This is a genomic window from Bradyrhizobium sp. AUGA SZCCT0105 (assembly GCF_018129565.1).
Taxonomy (GTDB): Bacteria; Pseudomonadota; Alphaproteobacteria; order Rhizobiales; family Xanthobacteraceae; genus Bradyrhizobium.
Map to the genome: position 1 here is coordinate 29253 of NZ_JAFCMK010000003.1, position 20746 is coordinate 49998.

The 20746-nt window shown below is 63.4% G+C and carries 16 protein-coding genes; 5 read left to right on the top strand and 11 right to left on the bottom strand.

Annotated elements, in window-relative coordinates; genetic code table 11:
- Window positions 1-8 precede the first annotated feature (8 nt).
- Genes JQ573_RS15950 through JQ573_RS15965 form a run of 4 tightly spaced genes read right to left on the bottom strand, consistent with a single transcriptional unit; the run spans window position 9 to window position 4227 of the window.
- Window positions 9-1190, bottom strand: coding sequence for an acyl-CoA dehydrogenase family protein (locus JQ573_RS15950; RefSeq protein WP_212313059.1), 1182 nt, complete (start codon window positions 1188-1190; stop codon window positions 9-11).
- Window positions 1191-1202: 12 nt separating this feature from the next.
- Window positions 1203-1940, bottom strand: a complete 738-nt coding sequence (locus JQ573_RS15955; RefSeq protein ID WP_092116714.1) for an SDR family oxidoreductase — start codon at window positions 1938-1940, stop codon at window positions 1203-1205.
- A gap of 51 nt (window positions 1941-1991) precedes the next feature.
- Complete coding sequence (locus JQ573_RS15960; protein ID WP_312011477.1) at window positions 1992-3539, bottom strand: class I adenylate-forming enzyme family protein; 1548 nt, start codon at window positions 3537-3539, stop codon at window positions 1992-1994.
- A 49-nt stretch (window positions 3540-3588) separates the two neighbouring features.
- On the bottom strand, window positions 3589-4227 hold the full coding sequence (locus JQ573_RS15965) for a 2-hydroxychromene-2-carboxylate isomerase (RefSeq protein ID WP_212313061.1): 639 nt from the start codon (window positions 4225-4227) through the stop codon (window positions 3589-3591).
- 208 nt (window positions 4228-4435) lie between these two features.
- Between JQ573_RS15965 and JQ573_RS15970 the strand changes: the two genes are divergently transcribed.
- Window positions 4436-4948 (top strand): helix-turn-helix domain-containing protein, encoded by a 513-nt coding sequence (locus JQ573_RS15970; protein ID WP_092126007.1) that lies wholly within the window; start codon window positions 4436-4438, stop codon window positions 4946-4948.
- A 13-nt stretch (window positions 4949-4961) separates the two neighbouring features.
- Here JQ573_RS15970 and JQ573_RS15975 read toward each other — a convergent pair whose 3' ends face one another.
- The 3 genes from JQ573_RS15975 to JQ573_RS15985 all read right to left on the bottom strand — a co-directional run bounded on the left by JQ573_RS15975 (window position 4962) and on the right by JQ573_RS15985 (window position 9334).
- Window positions 4962-5837: a PhzF family phenazine biosynthesis protein gene (locus tag JQ573_RS15975; protein ID WP_212313063.1), complete on the bottom strand. Its 876-nt coding sequence runs from the start codon at window positions 5835-5837 to the stop codon at window positions 4962-4964.
- Window positions 5838-5864: 27 nt separating this feature from the next.
- Window positions 5865-6908 (bottom strand): alpha/beta fold hydrolase, encoded by a 1044-nt coding sequence (locus tag JQ573_RS15980; protein ID WP_212313065.1) that lies wholly within the window; start codon window positions 6906-6908, stop codon window positions 5865-5867.
- Between the two features lie 104 nt (window positions 6909-7012).
- Entirely contained in the window at window positions 7013-9334 is a 2322-nt protein-coding gene (locus JQ573_RS15985; RefSeq protein ID WP_212313072.1) for a molybdopterin guanine dinucleotide-containing S/N-oxide reductase, read from the bottom strand.
- Between the two features lie 431 nt (window positions 9335-9765).
- Between JQ573_RS15985 and JQ573_RS15990 the strand changes: the two genes are divergently transcribed.
- Both JQ573_RS15990 and JQ573_RS15995 read left to right on the top strand, forming a co-directional pair.
- Entirely contained in the window at window positions 9766-10425 is a 660-nt protein-coding gene (locus tag JQ573_RS15990; protein ID WP_212313074.1) for a hypothetical protein, read from the top strand.
- Window positions 10422-10688, top strand: a complete 267-nt coding sequence (locus JQ573_RS15995; protein ID WP_212313076.1) for an HGGxSTG domain-containing protein — start codon at window positions 10422-10424, stop codon at window positions 10686-10688. Before JQ573_RS15990 ends, JQ573_RS15995 begins: the two co-directional genes overlap by 4 nt.
- A gap of 185 nt (window positions 10689-10873) precedes the next feature.
- Here the strand turns inward: JQ573_RS15995 and JQ573_RS16000 are convergent, their stop codons facing one another.
- The 3 genes from JQ573_RS16000 to JQ573_RS16010 form a co-directional block, all read right to left on the bottom strand.
- Window positions 10874-11434 (bottom strand): hypothetical protein, encoded by a 561-nt coding sequence (locus tag JQ573_RS16000; RefSeq protein ID WP_212313084.1) that lies wholly within the window; start codon window positions 11432-11434, stop codon window positions 10874-10876.
- A gap of 152 nt (window positions 11435-11586) precedes the next feature.
- Window positions 11587-16905: an AAA family ATPase gene (locus tag JQ573_RS16005; protein ID WP_212313086.1), complete on the bottom strand. Its 5319-nt coding sequence runs from the start codon at window positions 16903-16905 to the stop codon at window positions 11587-11589.
- A 127-nt stretch (window positions 16906-17032) separates the two neighbouring features.
- Entirely contained in the window at window positions 17033-17176 is a 144-nt protein-coding gene (locus JQ573_RS16010) for a hypothetical protein (RefSeq protein WP_212313088.1), read from the bottom strand.
- Window positions 17177-17251: 75 nt separating this feature from the next.
- Here JQ573_RS16010 and fabF point away from each other — a divergent pair, with 75 nt between their 5' ends.
- Entirely contained in the window at window positions 17252-18514 is a 1263-nt protein-coding gene (fabF, locus tag JQ573_RS16015) for a beta-ketoacyl-ACP synthase II (protein ID WP_212313090.1), read from the top strand.
- Between the two features lie 66 nt (window positions 18515-18580).
- On the opposite strand, the gene JQ573_RS16020 is transcribed toward fabF, so the two are convergent.
- A complete protein-coding gene (locus JQ573_RS16020) occupies window positions 18581-19177 on the bottom strand; it encodes a TetR/AcrR family transcriptional regulator (protein WP_212313092.1) in 597 nt (198 codons plus the stop codon).
- A 94-nt stretch (window positions 19178-19271) separates the two neighbouring features.
- Here JQ573_RS16020 and JQ573_RS16025 point away from each other — a divergent pair, with 94 nt between their 5' ends.
- Entirely contained in the window at window positions 19272-20567 is a 1296-nt protein-coding gene (locus JQ573_RS16025; protein WP_212313094.1) for an MFS transporter, read from the top strand.
- Window positions 20568-20746 lie beyond the last annotated feature (179 nt).

A 20746-nucleotide genomic window follows, 5' to 3' on the forward strand; every position in this document is an offset into this window, starting at 1 on the left:
ATCACGCTCTAGAGACCAAGCACCGCCTTGGCGATGATGTTGCGCTGGATCTCGTTCGATCCGCCGTAGATCGAGAGCTTGCGCGAGTTGAGATACTTCTCCGACGCCGTGTGGCCGTAGTCCGGGCCCGGCATGAAGCGGTTGGCGCTGACCGGATGCTCGCGGATCGCAAGGCCGTCATTGCCGATCGCCCGATGGGTCAGCTCGGTGATATTCTGAAAGATCTCGGTGCCGCGGATCTTGAACAGCGAGGCCGCCGGCCCCGGATCGATGCCGCGCGCCATCTGGGCAACGACCCGAAGCTCGGTCGCCTCCAGCGCCAGCACGTCGAGCTCGACGCGGGCGATGTCCCTGATGAATTCAAGATGCGCCGGATCGTCTTCCGGGATCTCGGCCTTCACGATCTTCTTCAGCCGCGCGATGTAGCGCGTCGAGCGGCCGATGCCGGCCATGCTCGTGCGCTCATTGCCGAGCAGGAATTTGGCGTAAGTCCAGCCCTTGTTTTCCTCGCCGATCAGATTTTCGGCGGGAACACGGACGTTCTCCAGGAAGACGTCGTTGACCTCGTGCGAGCCGTCGATGGTGATGATCGGGCGGACCGTCACACCCGGCGACTTCATGTCGATCAGGAGGAACGAGATGCCGGATTGCGGCTTCGCGGCCGGATCGGTACGGACCAGGCAGAAGATCCAGTCGGCATGCTGCGCCAGCGTGGTCCAGGTCTTGTGGCCGTTGACGATGTAGTGGTCGCCGTCGCGCACCGCCTTGGTGCGGACGGTGGCAAGGTCGGAGCCGGAGCCCGGCTCTGAGTAGCCCTGGCACCACCAGTCCTCGCCGGACAGGATGCGCGGCAAGAACTTCGCCTTCTGGGCCGCGTTGCCGAACGTGTAGATCACGGGGCCGACCATGGTGACGCTGAACGCCAGCGGCGGCATGGTGCCGGCGCGCGTCGTCTCCTGCTCGAAGATGAAGCGGCGGGTGATCGACCAGCCCGGTCCGCCATACTCTTTGGGCCAGAGCGGGGCGATCCAGCCTTTCTCGTGCAGGATGCGATGCCACAGCAGCATCTGCTCCTTGGAGAGATCGGTCTCCGGATTGGGGACGCGCATCTCCGCCGGATAATTGTCCTTGATGAATGCGCGGACTTCGTCGCGAAACGCCGCGTCTTCAGGAGATAGCGCGAGCTCCATCTGTGATGCTCCCTACCACTTCTCGCCGAAGGGCCGGATTTCCAGCTCGAAGGTCCAGGCGCTCTTCGGCTGCTGGTAGAGCTGCCAGTAGGACGTGGCGACCGAAGCGGGCGGCATCAGCAGGTCCGGATTGTCGAGCGCGTTCGGGCCGAGCGCCTCGATGCGGCGTTGCCGCACCCATTCGGTGTCGACGCCGGAATCGATGATCAGATGCGCGACGTGGATGTTCTTCGGTCCAAGCTCACGCGCCATCGCCTGCGCCACGGCGCGCAGGCCGAACTTGGCGCTGGCAAAGGCGGCATAACCGCTGCCGCCGCGCAGCGACGCGGTCGCGCCGGTGAAGAAGATGTTGCCCTCTCCACGCGCCGTCATCAGCCGCGCCGCCTCGCGCCCCGCGAGGAAACCGGAGTAGCAGGCCATCTCCCAGACCTTGCGGAACACGCGCTCGGTGGTCTCCAGGATCGGGAAGTTGACATTGGCGCCGATGTTGAAGATGCAGACCTCCAGCGGCGCATGCTTGTCGGCGTCGTTGAGGAAGGAGATGATCTCCTCTTCCTTGCGCGCATCGAGTGAACGCGCGTGGATCTCGCCGCCGGCGGCCTCGATCTCCTTGACCAGCGGCGCGAGCTTGTCGCCGTTGCGGCGGCCGGCGAAGACCGTGAAGCCTTCGGAGGCGAACTTCTTGGCGATCTCGCCGCCGATGAAATCACCGGCACCAATGACGGCGACCGTCTTGTTTCTCTTCTGCATGGTGTACTCCGGTCTTGTTTGAGTGAACTGGCTTGCGGCGGCGGCTCAGCCTCAGCTGCGCAGCGACTCCGCGAGCTTGTGCTTCAGGAGCTTGCCCGTCGATGTCGCGGGCAGCGTGTCCATCAGGATAATCTCGGATGGGCGCTTGTACGAGGTGAGTTGCGGGGCAATATGGGCCATCAGGTCCTGCACGGTGGCCGTCGAACCCTTGATCAGCTGCACAAACGCGATGATTTCCTCATTGCCCTCGACCGGCCGGCCGACCACGGCGCACTGCACAACGGCATCATGCGTGCTCAGCACCGCCTCGATCTCGGCCGGATAGACGTTGAACCCGGAGCGGATGATCATTTCCTTCGTGCGCCCGACGATGTAGAGGACGTCATTCTCGAAGCGGGCCAGGTCGCCGGTGTTGAACCAGCCGTCGGGATCGATCGCCTTCGCGGTCAGATCTGGCGCACGGTAATAGCCGCGCATCACGTTGGGCCCGCGAACATGCAGCTCGCCGACCTCGCCCGGTGTAACCGGCTTGAGATCGCGGCCGACCAGTTTTGCTTCGAGGCCCGGCATCACGGTGCCGACCGCGTGGTCGGCCCGCGGGTTATCGGGCCGGACGCCGGAGATGCCGGGCGAGCACTCGGTGATGCCATAGCCGTTGAGCAGCGGCAGCCCGAGCTCCTGCTCGACCCGGGATTTGAGATCGAGATCGAGTGGCGCGCCGGCCACCGAGATCACGCGCAACCGGCCGCGATCGAGCTTCGGCAGGCCGGCGTTGCGCCGGTATTCGAGCAGACGCTGATAGGTCGCGGGCACGCCGTTCAGGATCGTGATGCCCTCCTCGGCCATCGCCCTGACCAGCGCGGCCGGATCGTACTTGGCGACCAGGCGCACGGTGGCGCCGACCATCAGGGTCATCGTCAGCAGCGAGATGCCGACGATATGCGAGATCGGCAGCACGCAATATTGCACGTCGTCGGCCGCCATCTTGCGGAACCCCGCGGTGCCTCGGGCGCTGAACAGGAGATTGCGATGAGTCAGCATCACGCCCTTCGGCGTGCCTGTGGTGCCGGACGTGTAGATCAGGACCGCGACCTGGTTGGCGCCGTCGGCCTCGACCGGCTCGGCCGTAGTCGCGAGATTCAGGCCGGTGACGGCAACGCCACGGAGCGGGCCGACATCCTGCACGGCAGCCTCATAGCGCGCGGCATGGGTGGCCGCCTCTTGCGAGACGTCAGCAGTCAGCAGCACGCGGCGGGCGCCGCTGTGATCCCTGATCTGATCCAGCTCCCGCGGCGACAGCCGCGGATTGACCACGATCGACCAGACGTCCAGTCGGCTCGCCGCCAGCAGCAGGCAGGCCAGCGGAATCGAATTCTCGCTCACGATCATCATGCGGTCGCCGGCGCGGATGCCGAGCCCCTGCAAGGCCTCGGCGACACGGCCGACCGTTCGATCGAGCTCGCGATAGGTCAGCCGCCCCTTGTCGTCGATCAGCGCCGGATGATCCGGCGTCGCCGCGACGTGGTGATCGATCACCTCGTGGAGGCGGTTCGGCAAGCCTTCCACACTTCCTTCGATAATCCGGATCGGCGCCTGCACTCAAACCTCCCTGTCGCTGCCCTTCGGGCTTGTGTTGAGGAATTTCCGCTCAGGCGGTCTTGCGCTGCCCGGCTGCGAGCTGCGCGACGATCTCTTCCTCGACTTCGCGCACCTTGTCCTTGCCGAAGAAGATCTCGTTGCCGACATAGAACGTCGGCGATCCGAACGAGCCGCGCGCGACCGCATCGCCGGTATTGTCGATCAGCTTCTTCTTGACGTCATCCTGCTGGGCGCGGGCGATCAGACGATCGATGTCGATACCAGAGGACAGAAATGCCTCGCGGAAGACCTGCGGGTCGTCCATCTTCTTGGGTTCAACCCACATGTGGTTGTAGGCAGCCCGGAAATAGGGCTCGAACACGCCCTCAAACTGCGCGGCCACCGCGCCGCGCATCAGCGCCAGCGTATTCACCGGAAAGAACGGATTCATGGTGAACTTCGTGACGTTGTGACGGCGCAGGAAGCGCTCCGTCTCGAGCGCGTTGTATTCGGGCTTGTTCTTGATCCCGCGCAGCGACTCGCCGGGCGACATGTTGCCGGTCGCCTTGTAGACGCCGCCGAGCAGCACCGGGATGTAGTCGAACTTGACGCCGGTGCGCTTCTCGATCCCGGGCAGCGCGAGTTCGGCGAGATAGGCGTTGGGGCTTCCGAAATCGAAGTGGAATTCGACCTTGAGCGGAGCAGCCATGGAACGCCCTTCCCTTCGATGGGCGGCAATCGCCTGTTGCCGCCGGTTGATCGTGGTCCGGACCATAAGTTCTATTTTAGAACTGTCAATATGATATTTGTCATCCAATGACCGTGCGGCAGCCACCGCGCAGGCATCCTATTGAAATGACGTCAGTTCTGTTTTAGAATTTTATATGCGATGCCGTCGCAGATCGCAGGAGACGCCGATGAAATGGGATACCCTCGAGGAGGAGCCGTGCTCGCTGGCCCGCACCGTCGCTGTGATCGGCGACCGCTGGAGCCTGTTGATCCTGCGCGAATGCTTCCTGCGCATCCGACGGTTCGATGACTTCCAGGCATCGCTCGGGATCACCCGGCATCTGCTCGCCGACCGGCTGAAGAAGCTGGTGCGCTTCGGCGTGCTGCGCAAGATTCCCTATCAGGAAGCGCCGAAGCGCTACGAATACATCCTGACGCAGAAGGGTCTCGACCTCTATCCGATCATCATGTCGATCGTGCACTGGGGCAACATCCATATGGTCGACGCCCGCGGCCGGCCGTTGCTGCACGAACACAAGACCTGCGGGAAGATGTTCGATCCCGTCATGGTCTGCTCGGAATGCGGCGAGCCGCTGAGCGCGAAGGCGGTCCATGTGCATCCGGGCCCCGGTGCTCGGAAATCGTCGCCGGTGCACGCCAGCGCGCGGGAGCGCGCTAAGCGCGCCGCGGAATCGACCTAGACATCAGCTCGCTTCAGTGTGACGGCGCGGCCATCAGCACGACATTGCCGCCGAGCAGGCAGCCGACAGCACGGCCGCCGGCAAAGCCGATGCGGACGCGGATTTCCGACAGACGCCCCATCGCCCTGCCCTGCAGGATTCGAATCTCCTCGTCGTTCGGCGCGACCAGGCCGTTGTCGAGCAAGCCGAATGCCAGCGCCGCGGCCGCGATGCCGGTCGCGGCATCCTCGCGATAACCGGACGAGCGCGGGAATTGCCGCGCCTCGAACAGACGCGCCTCGCGGTCGATCACCGCGAACGGATAGAGCCCGGTCGATCCGATCCGGCCGCAGACCGCCTCGACGGCATCAGCCGACGGATCCAGCGCATTCAGCGCCTCCGGTGAGCGCATCGGGATCAAGGTCTTGATCCGCGATGTGACCGCATTGCAGGGCGCAGCCTGGCCAATCGCATCCGGCCCGACCGCGAGCGCCCGCAGCACGTCATCGCTTTGACTTGCGGTGAGCGGAACAGTCTTCCCCGCCGGCTGGGTGATCTCGACACTGGGCTCGCCGCTGCGATCCCGGCTGATGAAGCCGGTGACGGGGCCGCTGCGCGTCGAGATCCGGATCGTATCGCCCAGCAGCTTTCCATGGCGCGCCAGCAGCCAAAGCGCACCGATGGTTGCATGGCCGCACATCTCCATTTCGTGGTTCGGAACGAAGAAACGGAACGTGGCGTCGAAATCGTCACTCTGCGCCGGCAACACGAATCCGGACTCGTGACCATGGCGGCGGGCAACGTCCTGCATCTCGGACGCGCTCATGCCGCTTGCATCGACCACGATCGGACAGGGATTGCCGCCCTGCCCATCGACCGTGAATACGCTGACCATCTCGGCTGTCGTCATGATGTCGTTCGCTTGTCCCACCAACTCTTATTTGACCAGCGTCGCGCCGGTTTCCGGATGCTGCAACCAGCCGAGCAGCGCCGCGTGGAAGCGCGCCGGCGCCTGGATCTGCGGCGAATGGCCGAGGTCGGGGAATTCGATCAGCTGCGCATGCGGAATCCGCTTCGCGGCCTCCTTGCCCAGCACCGGATAATTGCCGAGCGTCTTGCGGATCTCCGGCGGCGCGGTGTCCTTGCCGATCGCGGTGGTGTCCTTGTCGCCGACAAACAGCAGCGTCGGCGGCTTGATCTGCTCGAACTCGTAGAACACCGGCTGGGTCGCGATCATGTCGTAGAGCCGCGCCGAGCTCGACGCCACGGCGGCGCGGCCCTCCCCGCGATACATGCCGGCCAGCATCTGCACCCATGTCTCGTAGGACGGATCCCAGGTGTCGGCATAATAGGTGGCGCGCTCATAGGCCCGGATGCTGTCCGCGGTGACGCGCGTCTCGCGCTGCATCCAGCCGTCGAGGCTGAGCCACGGCACGCCCTTGGCCTTCCAGTCTTCCAGCCCGATCGGATCGACCAGCACCAGGCGGTCGGTGGCCTCCGGATACATCAGCGCGTAGCGCATCGCCAGCATGCCGCCGGTCGAGTGCCCGACCATGATCGAATGCGCGATCCCAAGCGAAGCCAGCAGCGCGCGGCTGTTGCCGGCGAGCTGCTGGAAGGTGAACTGATAGCGTTCCGGCTTAGAGGATTTGCAGAAGCCGATCTGATCGATCGCGATCACGCGATAGCCGGCGCCGCTGAGCGCCTTGATGGTGCCGTCCCAGGTCGCGGCACAGAAATTCTTGCCGTGCAGCAGCACCGCGGCCTGGCCGTTCGGCGTCGCCGGCTTGACGTCGAGATAGGCCATGTCGAGCTCCTGCCCCTGCGAGCTGAAGCGATAGTGCTCGACCGGATAAGGATAGTCGAAGCCCTGCAATTCCGGCCCAAAGGCCGGCTCGGCGGCCGATTGCGCCGATGCGCTGGACGAACCGAGCGCGACGGTTGCGGCGATGGCAAGGTGAAACAGGGTTTTCAGGTGCATCTTCAGCAAATCCGGAACTCAGGGACGACGTCGTGATGCCGTAGCCGAACGGTCGGGCGCCATCCAGCGCCCTCCGATGATTTGTTCGTGATCCGGTGGTGAAATTACGCCGGATCGAACGCCCGGATCGGCGGCAGATTGCCGTTGAAACGCTCGACCTCGACAGTCGTGAGCTGGCCGGTACAGCCCTGCGCGAAGGATGACGTGCCGATGTCGCGGGTCAGCACGTTCGGATTGCCGTGGACGCAGAGCGGCGCCTCCTCCTCCGGGTCCATCGGGTCGTACCAGGCGCCGGTCGGCAGCTGCACCACGCCGGGCGCGATGCCGTCGGTGACATGCACCGCGGCAAGGCACGCGCCGCGCGCGTTGAAGATCCGGATGATGTCGCCGTCGGCGATGCCGCGCGCCTTGGCGTCGCGCGGGTTCATGCGCGCGACCTCGCGGCCGCGATGCTTGGCCTCTTGCGAGTGCCCGCCGAAGTCGAGCTGGCTGTGCAGGCGCGTCACCGGCTGGTTGGCGACGAGGAAGCAGGGCGAGCCCGGCGTCGGCGTGTCGGTCTTTTCGAGCCAGACCGGATGGCCCGGGCAGTCCGCATCGCCGTGATCGGCGATCTTCTGCGAGAAGATCTCGATCCGCCCGCTCGGCGTCGGCAACGGCCGCGCCACCGGGTCCTCGCGGAAGCGGCGCAGCGAGCCGCCGTCGTCGAGATGTTGCGGCACGACCAGGCTGCCGCGTTCCCAGAACTCCTCGAAGTGAGGGGCCTCGAGCCCGCGCGCGGCGAGCGCCTTGCGGGTCGGCTCGTAGAGATGCGCCAGCCATTGCCGCGACGTGCGCCCCTCGGTGAACGGCTCGCGGGCCCCTAACCGCTCGGCGAGATCGGCGAAGATGTCGTAGTCGTCGCGCGCGAGGCCGAACGGCTCGGCGATCCGGTGCATCGCGACCATCAAGGGATCGTTGCTGGAATAGCCGATGTCCTCGCGCTCCAGCGTCATCGTCGCGGGCAGCACGATGTCGGCGTGGCGCGCGGTTGCGGTCCAGGCGAGCTCATGCACCACCAGCGTGTCGAGCCTAGCAAAGGCCTTGCGCAGGCGGTTGAGGTCCTGGTGATGGTGGAACGGATTGCCGCCCGCCCAATAGACCAGCCGGATATCCGGATAGGTGCGCGTCTCGCCATTGTATCGATAGGTGGCGCCGGGATTGAGCAGCAGGTCGGCGATGCGCGCCACCGGAATGAAGTCGGCGACGCCGTTGCGGCCTTGCCCGAGCGTCGGTCCCGGCACCGCGTTGACGCGGCGCCCGTAATAGCCGATCGCGCCGAGCGAATAGGCATAGCCGCCGCCGGGCAGGCCGATCTGGCCGAGCGCTGCCGCCAGCACCATGCCCATCCACACCGGTTGCTCGCCATGCTCGGCGCGCTGCAGCGAGTGCGAGACGGTGATCAGCGCACGCCGCCCGGTGAGCCGCCGCGCGAGCGTCCTGATCGCGTCGGCCTCGATGCCGCAGATCGCGGCGGCCCATTCGGCGCTCTTGGGCTCACCGTCGGTCTCACCGGTCAGATAGCGCAGGAACACCGGCCAGCCCTCGGTGTAGCGATCGAGGAACGCCTGATCGTGCAGGCCTTCGCTGACCAGCGTGTGGACGATGCCGAGCATCAGCGCGGTGTCGGTGCCGGGCACGGCAGTCATCCATTCGGCGCCGGCCTCGACTGGCAGGTCTTCACGCAGCGGGCTGACCAGGATGAACTGGCAGCCGCGCCGCTGCGCCGCCTCCATCGCGCCGCGCTCGACATGCTTGCTGATCGAGCCGCCGGCGACCATCGAGTTCTTCAGCGCCATGCCGCCGAACGCCAGCACGATGTCGGTCTCGGCCGCGATCTGCTCCCAGGTGACGTTGCGCTTGGTGATGTCCTCATAGCCGGTCAGGATCTGCGGCAGCAGCACCGAGGACGCGCCCGAGGAATAGGAGTTCACCGAACGGACATAGCCGCCGAGTGCGATGTTGAGGAAGCGATGCACCTGGCTCTGCGCGTGATGGAAGCGGCCCGCGCTCGACCAGCCATAGGAGCCGCCGAAGACCGCGCCCGGGCCGACCGTGTCGCGGATGCGTCCGAGCTCGCCGCCGAGCAGGTCGATCGCCCTTTCCCAGCTGACCGAGACGAATTCGTCGCGGCCGCGGCGATCGTCGGGCCCGGGACCGCGCTCGAGCCAGCCGCGGCGGATCGCAGGCTGGGCGATGCGCGCCTGGTGGCGCAGCGCGCCGGGGAAGTTGTTGATGATGCCGCTCGGATCGGGATCGCCGCCATAGGGCCGGACTTCGAGACCTTGCTTGCCGAGCCGCGCCGAGAACACGCCCCAATGCGAGGTATGCGGCTTGAAACCATCGGACAGATCAAGGCCAGGATCGGGGAAGCCAATGGTCTCGCTCATCTCGTCTCCTTGTTCCCAAGTCCTTGATCCCAAGGCCGGCGGTGAGGCCGCGCCTGGGTCGCAACGTTCCGGCCAGTATAGTGATCCGGCCGGCCCGCGATACCCGCCGGCCGGTTATCGCCCCGTGCCGCATCGGCATGACTGCCGATGACGGTGACGGAACTCCTCGCCGCAGGGGCGCGCAGGCAAGATATCGAAAACAACCCCATGCACAGTAGCCGGCCGATGGCCGGCGCTCGACAAGTCAACTTGACACGTCGGGCAACTCAGGGTTATTTTTCCAATATTCCGAAATCGTGCAAGCCTCCCCTCGCCCGCAACAGCGGCGCGACGATTGCGCTTGCGACCACCACCCACAATCGACATCGCACCGGCCGGCGTAGCGAGCGATCGCCTGCGCGTATGCCGCGCGCACCCCAAGGACCAGCGACATGATCACTGCACCTGACATCACCGTGCCGACGATGCCCGCCGCGACCGCCCCGAGCCAAGCCGCCGCGACTCCGCGCATAAAACTCTCGCGGCGCGGGTTCGCGATCGACCATCCCGACCGGAAGCTCGGCGAAGCGCTGATGGCGCACGCGCTGGGCGCCGCCGATCGCGACGCGATGGACGGCATCCTGCGGCAATTGGTCAAGGCCAGCGTGAGCGGCGGCAAGCCCTGCGAGGTCAACCTCGCCTTCATGATCTCGATGGTGAAGAGCATTGGGCCGCGGGATTCCGTCGAGGCCATGCTGGTGGCGCAGATGGTGTCGGTGCATGTGATGGCGATGCGCTGCGCCCATCACCTCGCGCATGCCGACGACCTCGCCCAGCACGACAGCGCGGCGCGGGCGCTCGGCCGGCTCACCCGCACCTTTCCCGCCCAGATCGACGCGCTGAATCGTTATCGCAGCCAGCGCGAGCCCGCCATCACCGTGCAGAATGTGAAGGTGGAGGACGGCGGCAACGCCATCGTCGGCAATGTCACCCAGCATGCGAGCGTGATCGTCTCGGACCAGACCCCGGCGGCGGCGGCGCGGGCCATGAGGCCCGCGGGCGCCAGGCGACGGCATGATGCCGCCGATGCCGGGCCGAACGCACAGGCATGAGCGATCGCATCAGAACCACCGAAGCGATGCGGGCGAGCCCGCGCTGCGGCGCCAAGACCCGCAGCGGCGGCGCGTGCCGCGCGCCGGCGGTGCACGGCAAGACGCGCTGCCGCATGCACGGCGGCGCCGAGGGATCCGGCGCGCCGAGGGCCAACCGGAACGCGCGCAAGCACGGGCTGTTCACGCGGGATGCGATCGAAGAGCGGAGGGAGATTCGAGTGTTGTTGGGGGACGTGCGGAAGGTGCTGGAGGGGATGAAGTGATTGTTGCGGTGATATCCGCAATTGAGAGATCATCGGAGCGTAATCCGCCCCACACGCGTTGAGCCGAAACCGCGATTGGGATCGATCGCGTACAGCCAGACCTGGCTCTGCTTTTTGGAACCACCGGGTACACGGAAACGACGGGTAAGAAGCGGAATGTGGTGTTGAAGAGCGCCAGCCACAATTCACTCCGTCGGCGCAGATAGCTCGGCCGCCAGAATGTCCTTGTGTGCCGCGCCGGCCACTCGCAGGAATTCGATGACGCGCTCCTGTGACAGCTTCCAATCATCCGGAATGCGTTCGACCGACCCGGCTCCTGCTGCCCTCGGGCCACGCCGATAGTTCTCGAAGAGAACGGTGTCTCCGCGTCCGCCGGAAGCGGATTTCAGGCGAACCGCGATATGGGAAGGCCAAGCCAGATAGCATCGGGGCAAGATGTCGTCAGGAACATCCTTGAACTGGACAAGACACAATGCCGTTCGCGGCTTGTGTCGCTTGAGCCAAGCATCAGCCGCTCCGTGATAGTCGGCATTTCCGATCCTAGCGAGCTGAGTCTGCGTCAGTCCCCAAGCCCCGTCAGCGCTCCCCTTGACAGAGATCTTCAGGAACTCTTCACCGTCTGTGACCATCAAATCATACTCGGGCTGATTGGCCCCGTATTGCACGGATACATCGAACCCGAACCGCGCGAATTGCGCGGCGGCGATGGCTTCAGCGGCGGTAGCAACGTGCCAAGTGGTCTTCATGCGGGTTTTCGCTTCCAGTTGTGTTCTTGCGCCGCAACCGCTCGATGTTAAAGCTGGCCGCAAAGCAGCTCGGTTCACGTACTGTTCTCTGACGACTCCTCTAACTCCCAACCGACGCCTATATCAATCTGTGCAATGCCGATCTGTCGACCTCAACTGGCACGCAACAGCTCTTGCTGGAGGAATCCCGCTCCACGCACGCCGTTATCGACTAGTATGTCGGCGATCAACGTGATCACCTTGCGGTGGTCCGCTGTAAGCGCGTGTTCCTTCTCGGCGACGAGGCGCTTCAGCAATTCGACCGTGCCCTCACCGTTCATCGTCCAGAATTTCTGATCGGCCTTCCGATCGACGACGACGTTCTGCAGCCAGCCGAGGGCCGGTTCGGGCATAAGATCAAAACCACCTCGCTTGAGGAACGTGATGACGGCTAGGTATAGCGTGATGTTCTTTCCGAATTCGCGGATCGAGCGCTCGATGATCGGCAAGAATCTGGAAAGGTGCGGCCACCCTGGATCGACGCCGCAGATCAAAGGCGAGAAATCGGGAGCCGCGCAGAACAGCGTCGTGAAGGCGCAAGCGACGAATTCGCTGTCAAGATGGCCACCTTTCCCATTGTGGCGCCAGTGTGAAGTCTGCAACAACCATTCGGCCATCTCATTCCAAAGAGCAATCTGCTCATCTTTGATTTCGTTCGCACCCAAGAATGCATCGATCATGAAGGAGCGCATCAGGCTTTGCAGAATGAGCAAGGCGGTATCGGTATCGCGCGACCATACGGGCGCGATAATGAGGTTCTTGGCCTCGTCGCTGGTTAAATGCGCGCAGAGTTTTCCGCACCACGACGAAAAAGCGTAGACCCATTCGAAAGCCGTACTACCGCCATGGTCATGCTTCGTCCTGGCAAAGGGCGGCACGATCTCCTGAAATGTAAATTCAAGTAATTCACCGACTAGCAAGAGAAACTGACTGCGACGATCGAAATCGGAAAGGATCGGTTCGAGCCGGAGGTGCGGGAGCAGTTTCTCGGCCAGGTCATAGAGAAATACCGTCTCGTTGCGCGCATAGCCTTTGGTGTCCTTCCAGGCTTTGCGCTCCGGTTCTTCTACCTTAATCCAAGGCATCGGAATTTGAGGAAAAGCTGGGGCGCTGTGACCGGAAAGATCGGACTCGGCCTGCTCCAGAAGCGCAAGTTTCCGCTCGGCTTCCCGCTCATCCCAGGCAATGGAATGAAAATCGGGAATCTCGCCATTGCGGACAACACATTCCTTGAGCGCAAGGCTAAGGAGCACCCAATAGAAGTCATGCCGGACGTCGGTATAGTATTTGGCCGAGACGAAAACGGCTATTTGGACTCCCTGAACGGCATCAAGAGCAAGATTTAGGATCGCTTGTTGGCAACGATCAATTTCATAGCCGCGAGCGAGAAGAGCGGCGTAGCCGTGCGCAGCGAATACCGCCGGGTCCATCAGCAACATCGCGCTGCGGATGTTCAGCTCATTCATGACTCCTGCGGCGGTGCCGGCTCGTTGTATGACATTCAAACACCAGGCCGCGCGCTCCTCGGTCCACATTTCAGTCGAGCAATGACGAGCGGCAACGGCAGCAGTGCCGGCAACCGCTGCCGTCCGCTGCCGGTGATCAAGAGAGTCGATATCGGCATCAAACAGATCGGGACTGTCCCATTCCTGGGCCTTGGCAAGCGCATCTTCGAGTGAGAACCTCTCGTCGATCTTATCCAGTTCAATCGACTTATCAGCCCACAGCGCGACGCCCATATAGGCATTGAGCTGGGCATGCTGTTGTTGCTGCTCCTTCCACTGCTCTGTTTGGAGCGAAGGCGGTTCATTCCATATTTTAATATGATTTCCATCATCCGTCGGAGCCGCCTTGAAATACTGCGGGTCCGCTTGTTCAGCGAACAAGAGCATTTTCTCGCGCAGGGCCGCGATATGTTCGGGAGACTCTCGTTCTTCCTCGTAGCCGAGAGGCAAGTGTTCGGGAAACCCGCGGACGCTGCTCGTGAAGGCTTCGGTGAGCGCCTCCTCGCCGGAAAACACGAAGTACGGAACCAGGCTGCGGATATCCTGATTACGGTGGGATTTCTGGTTCAGTTTACGGACCGCGCCAAGCTTATCCCGGTCATGAAGCCAATTGCCCATTTCGTTTGTCCGCGACGACTCTTGCACGAAGCGCGGAATGTCCCATTCCCAGATGTATGGGCAGGTCACGAGTGGGAAGGCGCACGGCAACGAGGCGCCGGGTTGAGCCAGGCAAAGACTGACGCCGACACCAAGAGCGGCAACCGCGTCATTGCCTTCGATCACTTTACGGAAAACCTCGTCGAACGGCGCACCTCGCTCAAGCTTCTCCAGCGCCCATTGTTCGAGCGCCATCAACGCCGATTCCACCGCGTGGTTGCCCCATAGGCCGCGGAACCACAAATAGACCCGGCCATCGCCCCAAAACGTTTGAGGTCCCCATGGAAATGTAAGCGTGACTGGAATTGGAGTAGTCGGCGCGGACCAGGACCGGCCGCGTGTCTGAAGCGCGCGCCAGATGGCGATGGAGTGATTGCAGAAGCCTCGGACCAGACGGAGCCCTTCCTCCTCGTGCAGGCGGAGGAGCCCGAGAAAAGGGGCTTGCGCTGGCGAAGCCGGGTAAAATTCGCGGTAGCCTGCGACACCAAGTTGGTCAAAGTCATGGTCGGAGAGACCGCCAAAAGGATGGTCATCGTGACGTTTGAAAGGATCCTCAAGATAGGCCGATAAGATGAAGTCGACCAATGGGCCCGGCAGGTAACGAATGAGCATCGCGCAATTCTTGAGAATCTTCTCACGAAACACGTGCACGTCTTTATAGCTTGCCGCGTGCGTACGCAGATAATCTGATACAAGCTTCGGAACGTCTCCGGCGGAGGACAGGAACAGCGCTCGAAGAGATTTCTCCACATCCTTCCCGGAAAGAGCACCGCCGAACGGCGCCCGGTATTTTTTGAAGTCTCTGGGATGGTACGATTTTTCGACCTCTTGCAGCCATCCATTGCTTAGGCTGCCGATTTCGCGGCAATGACGAATCTTCTGCCCGGCATACGTGCCTTGCCAAGTCTGGAATACCGGCAACAGATCGGGGATCAAGCTAGGTGCAGCCGAGGTCACCTGCGGCATGAGCCAGTCGAGAAAGCGAATCCAGGTAAGAGGCTTAGGGATGGCGTCGATATGCGCGTACTTCGCGCGCTCTTCCGGAGTCAGATCAGGAATGATCTGCTCATTGAGAAACAACGGATTGGGCAGCACTTCGATCGTGGTCATCGCCAGCAGTAGCTTCCGCAGGCGCTCGCTGTCATTTTCTGACAGGTATTCAGTCAATTTCTCCAGAAGATGTGTCGTGCGGGTCGACTGAAGGCACGAAGTCAAAACGGTGCGTTGCCAAACGGGCCGCAGAGTGTTTTCGCTGGACTCGGCAAGCAGCGCCTTCCAGGAATCCGGAGTGACATCGGATTCCAGGACGTAAGTTCCAAGTAGCTGAACAGGACGGATCAAGGCATCCGGCTCTCCCATCTGCTTGAGGAATTCAGCAATGTTCGATTGCTGTCCGACAAGCAGCTCACAAAGCGACCACTCCTCGTAAATGTCATGGGTGAAGACGACGGAGTGTCCAAGCTCCTTGTCCCTTAGAACGCCGGCGGCTTTTAGTTCGGCGAGAGGCTCGGGTGACAAGTCCCGGATGGAAATGGGCGTGTTCGGCGAGCGCGCGATCTTTTCCGCCATCGCAACAAGAAGATTGCGTCGGTGCTGGGCACCCGCGAAGTCTTTGCGGTCGGAGCCGCCCATTTCCCACCACAGCTTCAAGAGCTCGACTTCGGTGGCAGGCAATTGCGCGGTACCGGTATTGCCGGAAAGCCCGAGTAACGCATTCAGGAAGAACGGCCGCTTGAGAATGATATCCGGTCCGCCGGACTGTGTAAGCAACGGACTCAGTCGGGGAAAATGACTGGCAACAAGCTCGAGTTCCGCCTCATCAAGCGGTTTTACCTCGATCGTCCTGAGAGGCAGCTTTTTGAGAGCATCGGAATCGATCCAGGTTTCGAGATGCCTGAGATTTTGTTCACGGATCGTCACTAGCACGCGCCACGCGCCCAGAGCATCCTCACTTGCGATAGCTTTGATTGCGTCATTGACGGTGAGCTGAACGGCGGGATCGGTAATCTTGTCGATGCCGTCGATGAACAGAATGGGCTCTCCGGCGCATGCGAACTCGCGCAGCAGCGCAGAGACGTCATCCGATATACCGAGAATGTGAGCATGCGCAGCCCATCCTTTTGGATGAATGCGTGTATCCTTGAGGACGAATACGGGCCCGAAGCGCTCGCACTCTTCGGCAATCTCCTTCAACAAGGCCGATTTGCCGGTACCAGGTCCGCCATCGATCTGGACGAAACGGCCTCCGGCGTTCAGTGCCTCGCGCACTTGCTGGTACGCAGCGGCCCGGTGAAGTTTCAGGCCGTGCATGTGTGATTTGATGTCGTCGAGAGCGCGCCGGGATTCTCGCCGCAAAGCTTGAATGTCCTTCCAGAAGGAAGGAGCTGGGCCAACGTCAATTCGATGCCTTTTGAGGGCCTCAACGAGCGTTGCGCGCGTCGCGCCGCCGCCGGCCGGGATCATCTCGCCCGCCCTCGCGACCAGATGTTCCCAGATCGACGTGGCCTGGCTGCGGCGTTCGGGCGAGAGCAAGTTTCTTAGGCGGTCGATCGCGCCGGCTTCATCGCGCGAGCTTGCGGTGGATTGAAAATCATAGTGAACAATCACAAAGGCCTTGAGAAAGCGCCAGAGTTCATCGTCGGTGATGCTACGAGCGGCAAGTGTCCCGATTACTGTCCTGACTGTGTCCACGAAAGAGCGTTTGTCCTCGTGCGAATAGTCGCCCTGTGCGATCCGCTCAAAGAAATGATTTGAGTCCGTACTGTGCACCGCCCAATTCAGAACCGACTGATAGTGCTGATCGGCTCTGGCGTTGTAGGTGCCAAGGCCCACCCCGATGCGCTGGAAACCAGGATCAAATCCAGGTTTGGAGAATGTATCCCAAGCGCGCTTTAGGATATCCACCCACTTTTCGTCATTCTCAGTGAAGGTGAGCTTGTTCGTCACTTGAAGATGCAACTGCGTGGCGCGGCCGTTGCTGCCGGTGCCGTCAACGATCAAGTCATCGAGGGGATCGTCGAACGGTGCGCGTTGGCTTTTCACGCTCGTGGCGAATTCCCCCGCCAGCCCGCGAATAGGCACTTCGCAAAGGATAGCGACGAGGCAAGATGCCGCCACCCGCGCTTCGAGATGTGTACCGCCGCCGCCTGCTGTGTAGGGACTAGTCATTCGTTGCGCGATGAACCTTGGGTGTCCCGATTGAACCTTGGGTGTCCCCATGTGTAATGCGACCGCGGCATAGCAGCCAGCCAGCCCGATATCGTTGCACATGTGCGATGGCATACCTCAGTTATCGATAGAACATTTCATGAACAATTTCAAGGCAGGTCTTCGAGACTCTTATGGTGACAGTGCACTCAATTTCTCGATATGGGCCGCGCGCAGCATTGCCGCGTGGCTACAGCAGCCTGTCGCCGAGCACGGCGAGGTGACGCGCGCCCATGGCGGCGGCGAGCTCGCGCACGCGCTTGTGAAAGACCTTCTTGTGCCGGGTCGCCACCTTGACGCCCGGCCGGTCGAGACAATAGATGACAACAATCATATAACATAGCCCGACGCCCAAGCAGTCTCGAATCCCGGCCGCGCCGGTCCGCACCAAGAGCCCAACAGGAGCATCATGCGTCGAATAGTTGTGACGGGCCTCGGGACGGTGTCCCCGCTGGGCTGTGGCACCGAACTCGTCTGGTCGAGGCTGCTCGCGGGGCGTTCCGGGCTCAGCGCGCTGCCGGCGTGGGCGGCGGCGCTGCCGGCGCGCGTCGCAGGACAGGTCCCTGACAAAGCCGCCGATGCCGAGGGCGGGTTCGATCCGGATCTCGCGGCGCCGCGCAAGGACCAGAAGAAGATGGACCGCTTCATCCTGTTCGCGCTGCTCGCAGCAAGCGAGGCGGTGGCGCAGGCCGGCTGGATGCCGGCCGAGGCGCATGCGCAGGAGCGCACCGCGACCGTGATCGCATCCGGCATCGGCGGGTTTCCCGCGATCGCGGACGCGGTGCGCACGGCGGAGAAGAGCGGCCTGCGCCGGCTGTCGCCGTTCACCGTTCCGTCCTTCCTGGCCAATCTCGCGGCCGGGCACATCACGATCCGATACGGCTTCAAGGGGCCGATCGGCGCGCCGGTGACCGCGTGCGCGGCGAGCGTGCAGGCGATCGGCGACGGCGCGCGGCTGATCAGATCAGGCGAAGCAGATGTCGCGATCTGCGGCGGCGCGGAGGCCTGCATCGATCCGGTGAGCCTCGGCGGCTTTGCGGCGGCGCGGGCGCTGTCGACGTCGTTCAACGACACGCCGGCGCGGGCGTCGCGGCCGTTCGACCGCGACCGCGACGGTTTTGTGATGGGCGAAGGCGCGGGCGTGCTCGTGATCGAGGAGCTCGAGCACGCACTGCGGCGCGGCGCGAGGCCGATCGCCGAGCTCACCGGCTACGGCACGACGGCGGACGCCTATCACATCACCGCGGGTCCCGAAGACGGCGACGGCGCGCGACGGGCGATGGAGGCGGCACTGCGGCAGGCCGGGTTGCGGCCCGACCAGATCCAGCATCTCAACGCGCATTCGACCTCGACGCCGGTCGGCGATCTCGGCGAGCTCGAAGCCATCAAGCGCGTGTTCGGGCGCGAGGGAAGGATTGCCGTCAGTGCGACCAAGTCGGCGACCGGACATCTGCTCGGAGCTGCCGGCGGCGTCGAGGCGATCTTCACGATCCTGGCGCTGCGCGATCAGGTCGCGCCGCCGACGCTCAACCTGGAGAACGCCGATCCGGCCGCGCTGGGCATCGACCTCGTCGCAAACGTTGCGCGGCCGATGGCCATCGAACACGCGATCTCGAACGGTTTTGGATTTGGCGGCGTCAATGCCAGTCTGGTGTTTCGACGCTGGTCTTGAACCGGCTGGCGGCTCCGCAAGCGCGTCAACTCGAGCGGGCTCGCGCGCTTCCGCCGGTCATCCAGCTCACGCCTTCGCTACGCTCGCATCGATCACGAGCTTCGCCACCGCGAGCGCCGACTGCGCCGGCCCCTCCTCCGACTGCTGGCCGGTGACGTAGATGCCTTCGATCAGCAGCAGCAGGGCGTCGCCGAGCACGGCGGGGTGACGCGCGCCCATGCCGGCTGCGAGCTCGCGCAGGCGCTTGCGAAACAGCTTCTTGTGCGCTTCGGCGACCTGCCGCGCGGGATTGTCCCGCGCCGGATATTCCACGGTCGCATTGCTGAGGCCGCAGCCGCGATAGCCCTTGCGCACGGCGCGCGTCGACAGCTCACGAATGTAGGCGAGCACGTGTTCGCGCGCATCTGAATAGGATTTTCCGCCGGGCTTCTCGAACCTCTCCCAGAAGTCCAGCTCGTAGTCGCGCATATAGGCAGCGGCGAGATCGTCCTTGGATGCGAAGCTGCGATAGAGGCTCGGCTTGGTGACGCCAGCGCGGTCGACCACCTCATCGACGCCGACGGCGCGGATGCCTTCGCGATAGAACAGCTCGGCCGCGGACGCGCGGATCCGGTCGGCGGCGCGGACCGGACGCTCCGCAGACGGCTCGACGGCTTTCTTCATGACGGCTCCCTCCCGATTTTACACACGGCATGCTTGACAGTGTTACTGACCGGTACGTATACAGGCCGCATCGCAATACGTACTGGTAAGTAACATGCCCAATGTCTCCATTCAACCCGCCCCCGTGTCGAGACGGCCGTTCGGCCAGAACTACGCCTTCGTCGTCGTCGCCGTGATCTTCCTCGCGCTGCTCGCGTCAGCCGGCCTGCGTTCAACGCCGGGCGTGCTGATGCTGCCCCTGCAAAAGGCCTTCGGCTGGGATGTCGGCGTGATCTCGTCGTCGGCCGCGGTCGGCATCTTCCTCTATGGCCTCGCGGGCCCGTTCGCCGCCGCCGTGATGCAGCGCTTCGGCATCCGCCGTACGGTGCTGGGCGCGCTCGTGCTGATGTCGGCCTCGACAGGCGTGAGCTACTTCATGACCGCGCCGTGGCAATTGTTCATGAGCTGGGGGCTGCTCTCCGGCATCGGCTCGGGCGCGGTCGCCAACGTGCTCGGCGCCACCATCGTCAATCGCTGGTTCACCACCAATCGCGGCCTTGTCATGGGGCTTTTGACGGCGAGCACCGCGACCGGCACGCTGATCTTCATGCCGGGCCTCGCGGCGCTGGTGGAATGGGGCGGCTGGAAGCCGGTGGTGCTGACGGTGGCCGCGTGCTGCGCGGCGCTGATTCCGCTGGTGTATTTCCTGGTGCCGGAGCGGCCCGCCTCGGTCGGCCTGCGCTCGTTCGGCAGCCAGCACGAAGATCATGCCGCGCCGCCGGCACAAGGCAACCCGTTCACCGCCGCATTCAGCAACTTGGCGCGCGCAGCGAAGACGCGGGCGTTCTGGTTCCTGTTCGCCACCTTCTTCATCTGCGGCTTCACCACCAACGGTCTGGTCGGCACCCATCTGATCGCGTTCTGCGGCGACCATGGCATCGTCGAGGTGCAGGCGGCGAGCCTGCTCGCGCTGATGGGGTTCTTCGACCTGTTCGGCACCACCTTGTCGGGCTGGCTCACCGACCGCTTCGATCCGCGCAAGTTGCTGTTCTTCTATTACGGACTGCGCGGCCTGTCGCTGATCTACCTGCCCTACTCGGATTTCTCGCTGGTCAGCCTGTCGGTATTCGCGGTGTTCTATGGTCTCGACTGGATCGCGACCGTGCCGCCGACCGTGCGCATCGCCAACGAGGCGTTCGGCGACAAGAACGCACCGCTGGTGTTCGGCTGGGTGGTCGCAGGCCATCAGCTCGGCGCCGCCTGCGCCGCGTTCTTTGCAGGCTTCATGCGCTCGGCCCAGGGCGATTATCTGCAGGCCTTCTTGATCGCAGGCTTAACCGGCATCATAGCTGCCGTGCTGTCACTGACGATCACCCGGCGGCCGGCGCAACCAGTCCTGGTCGCAGCGTAAGCACGCGCTGACCTCGATGCGACCCTGCAGCATGTCCGGGGTGGGCTGGCGCGCTACCCCGGAATACAATTGCGAACTCATATACAATTGAAATTGCTTGTGATTTTGTCTGACCCCATGATCCGTCGGCCGCCAGCGCCGGCTTCGGCCTCACGCGCTGCAGCAGGGCATCTCAATAC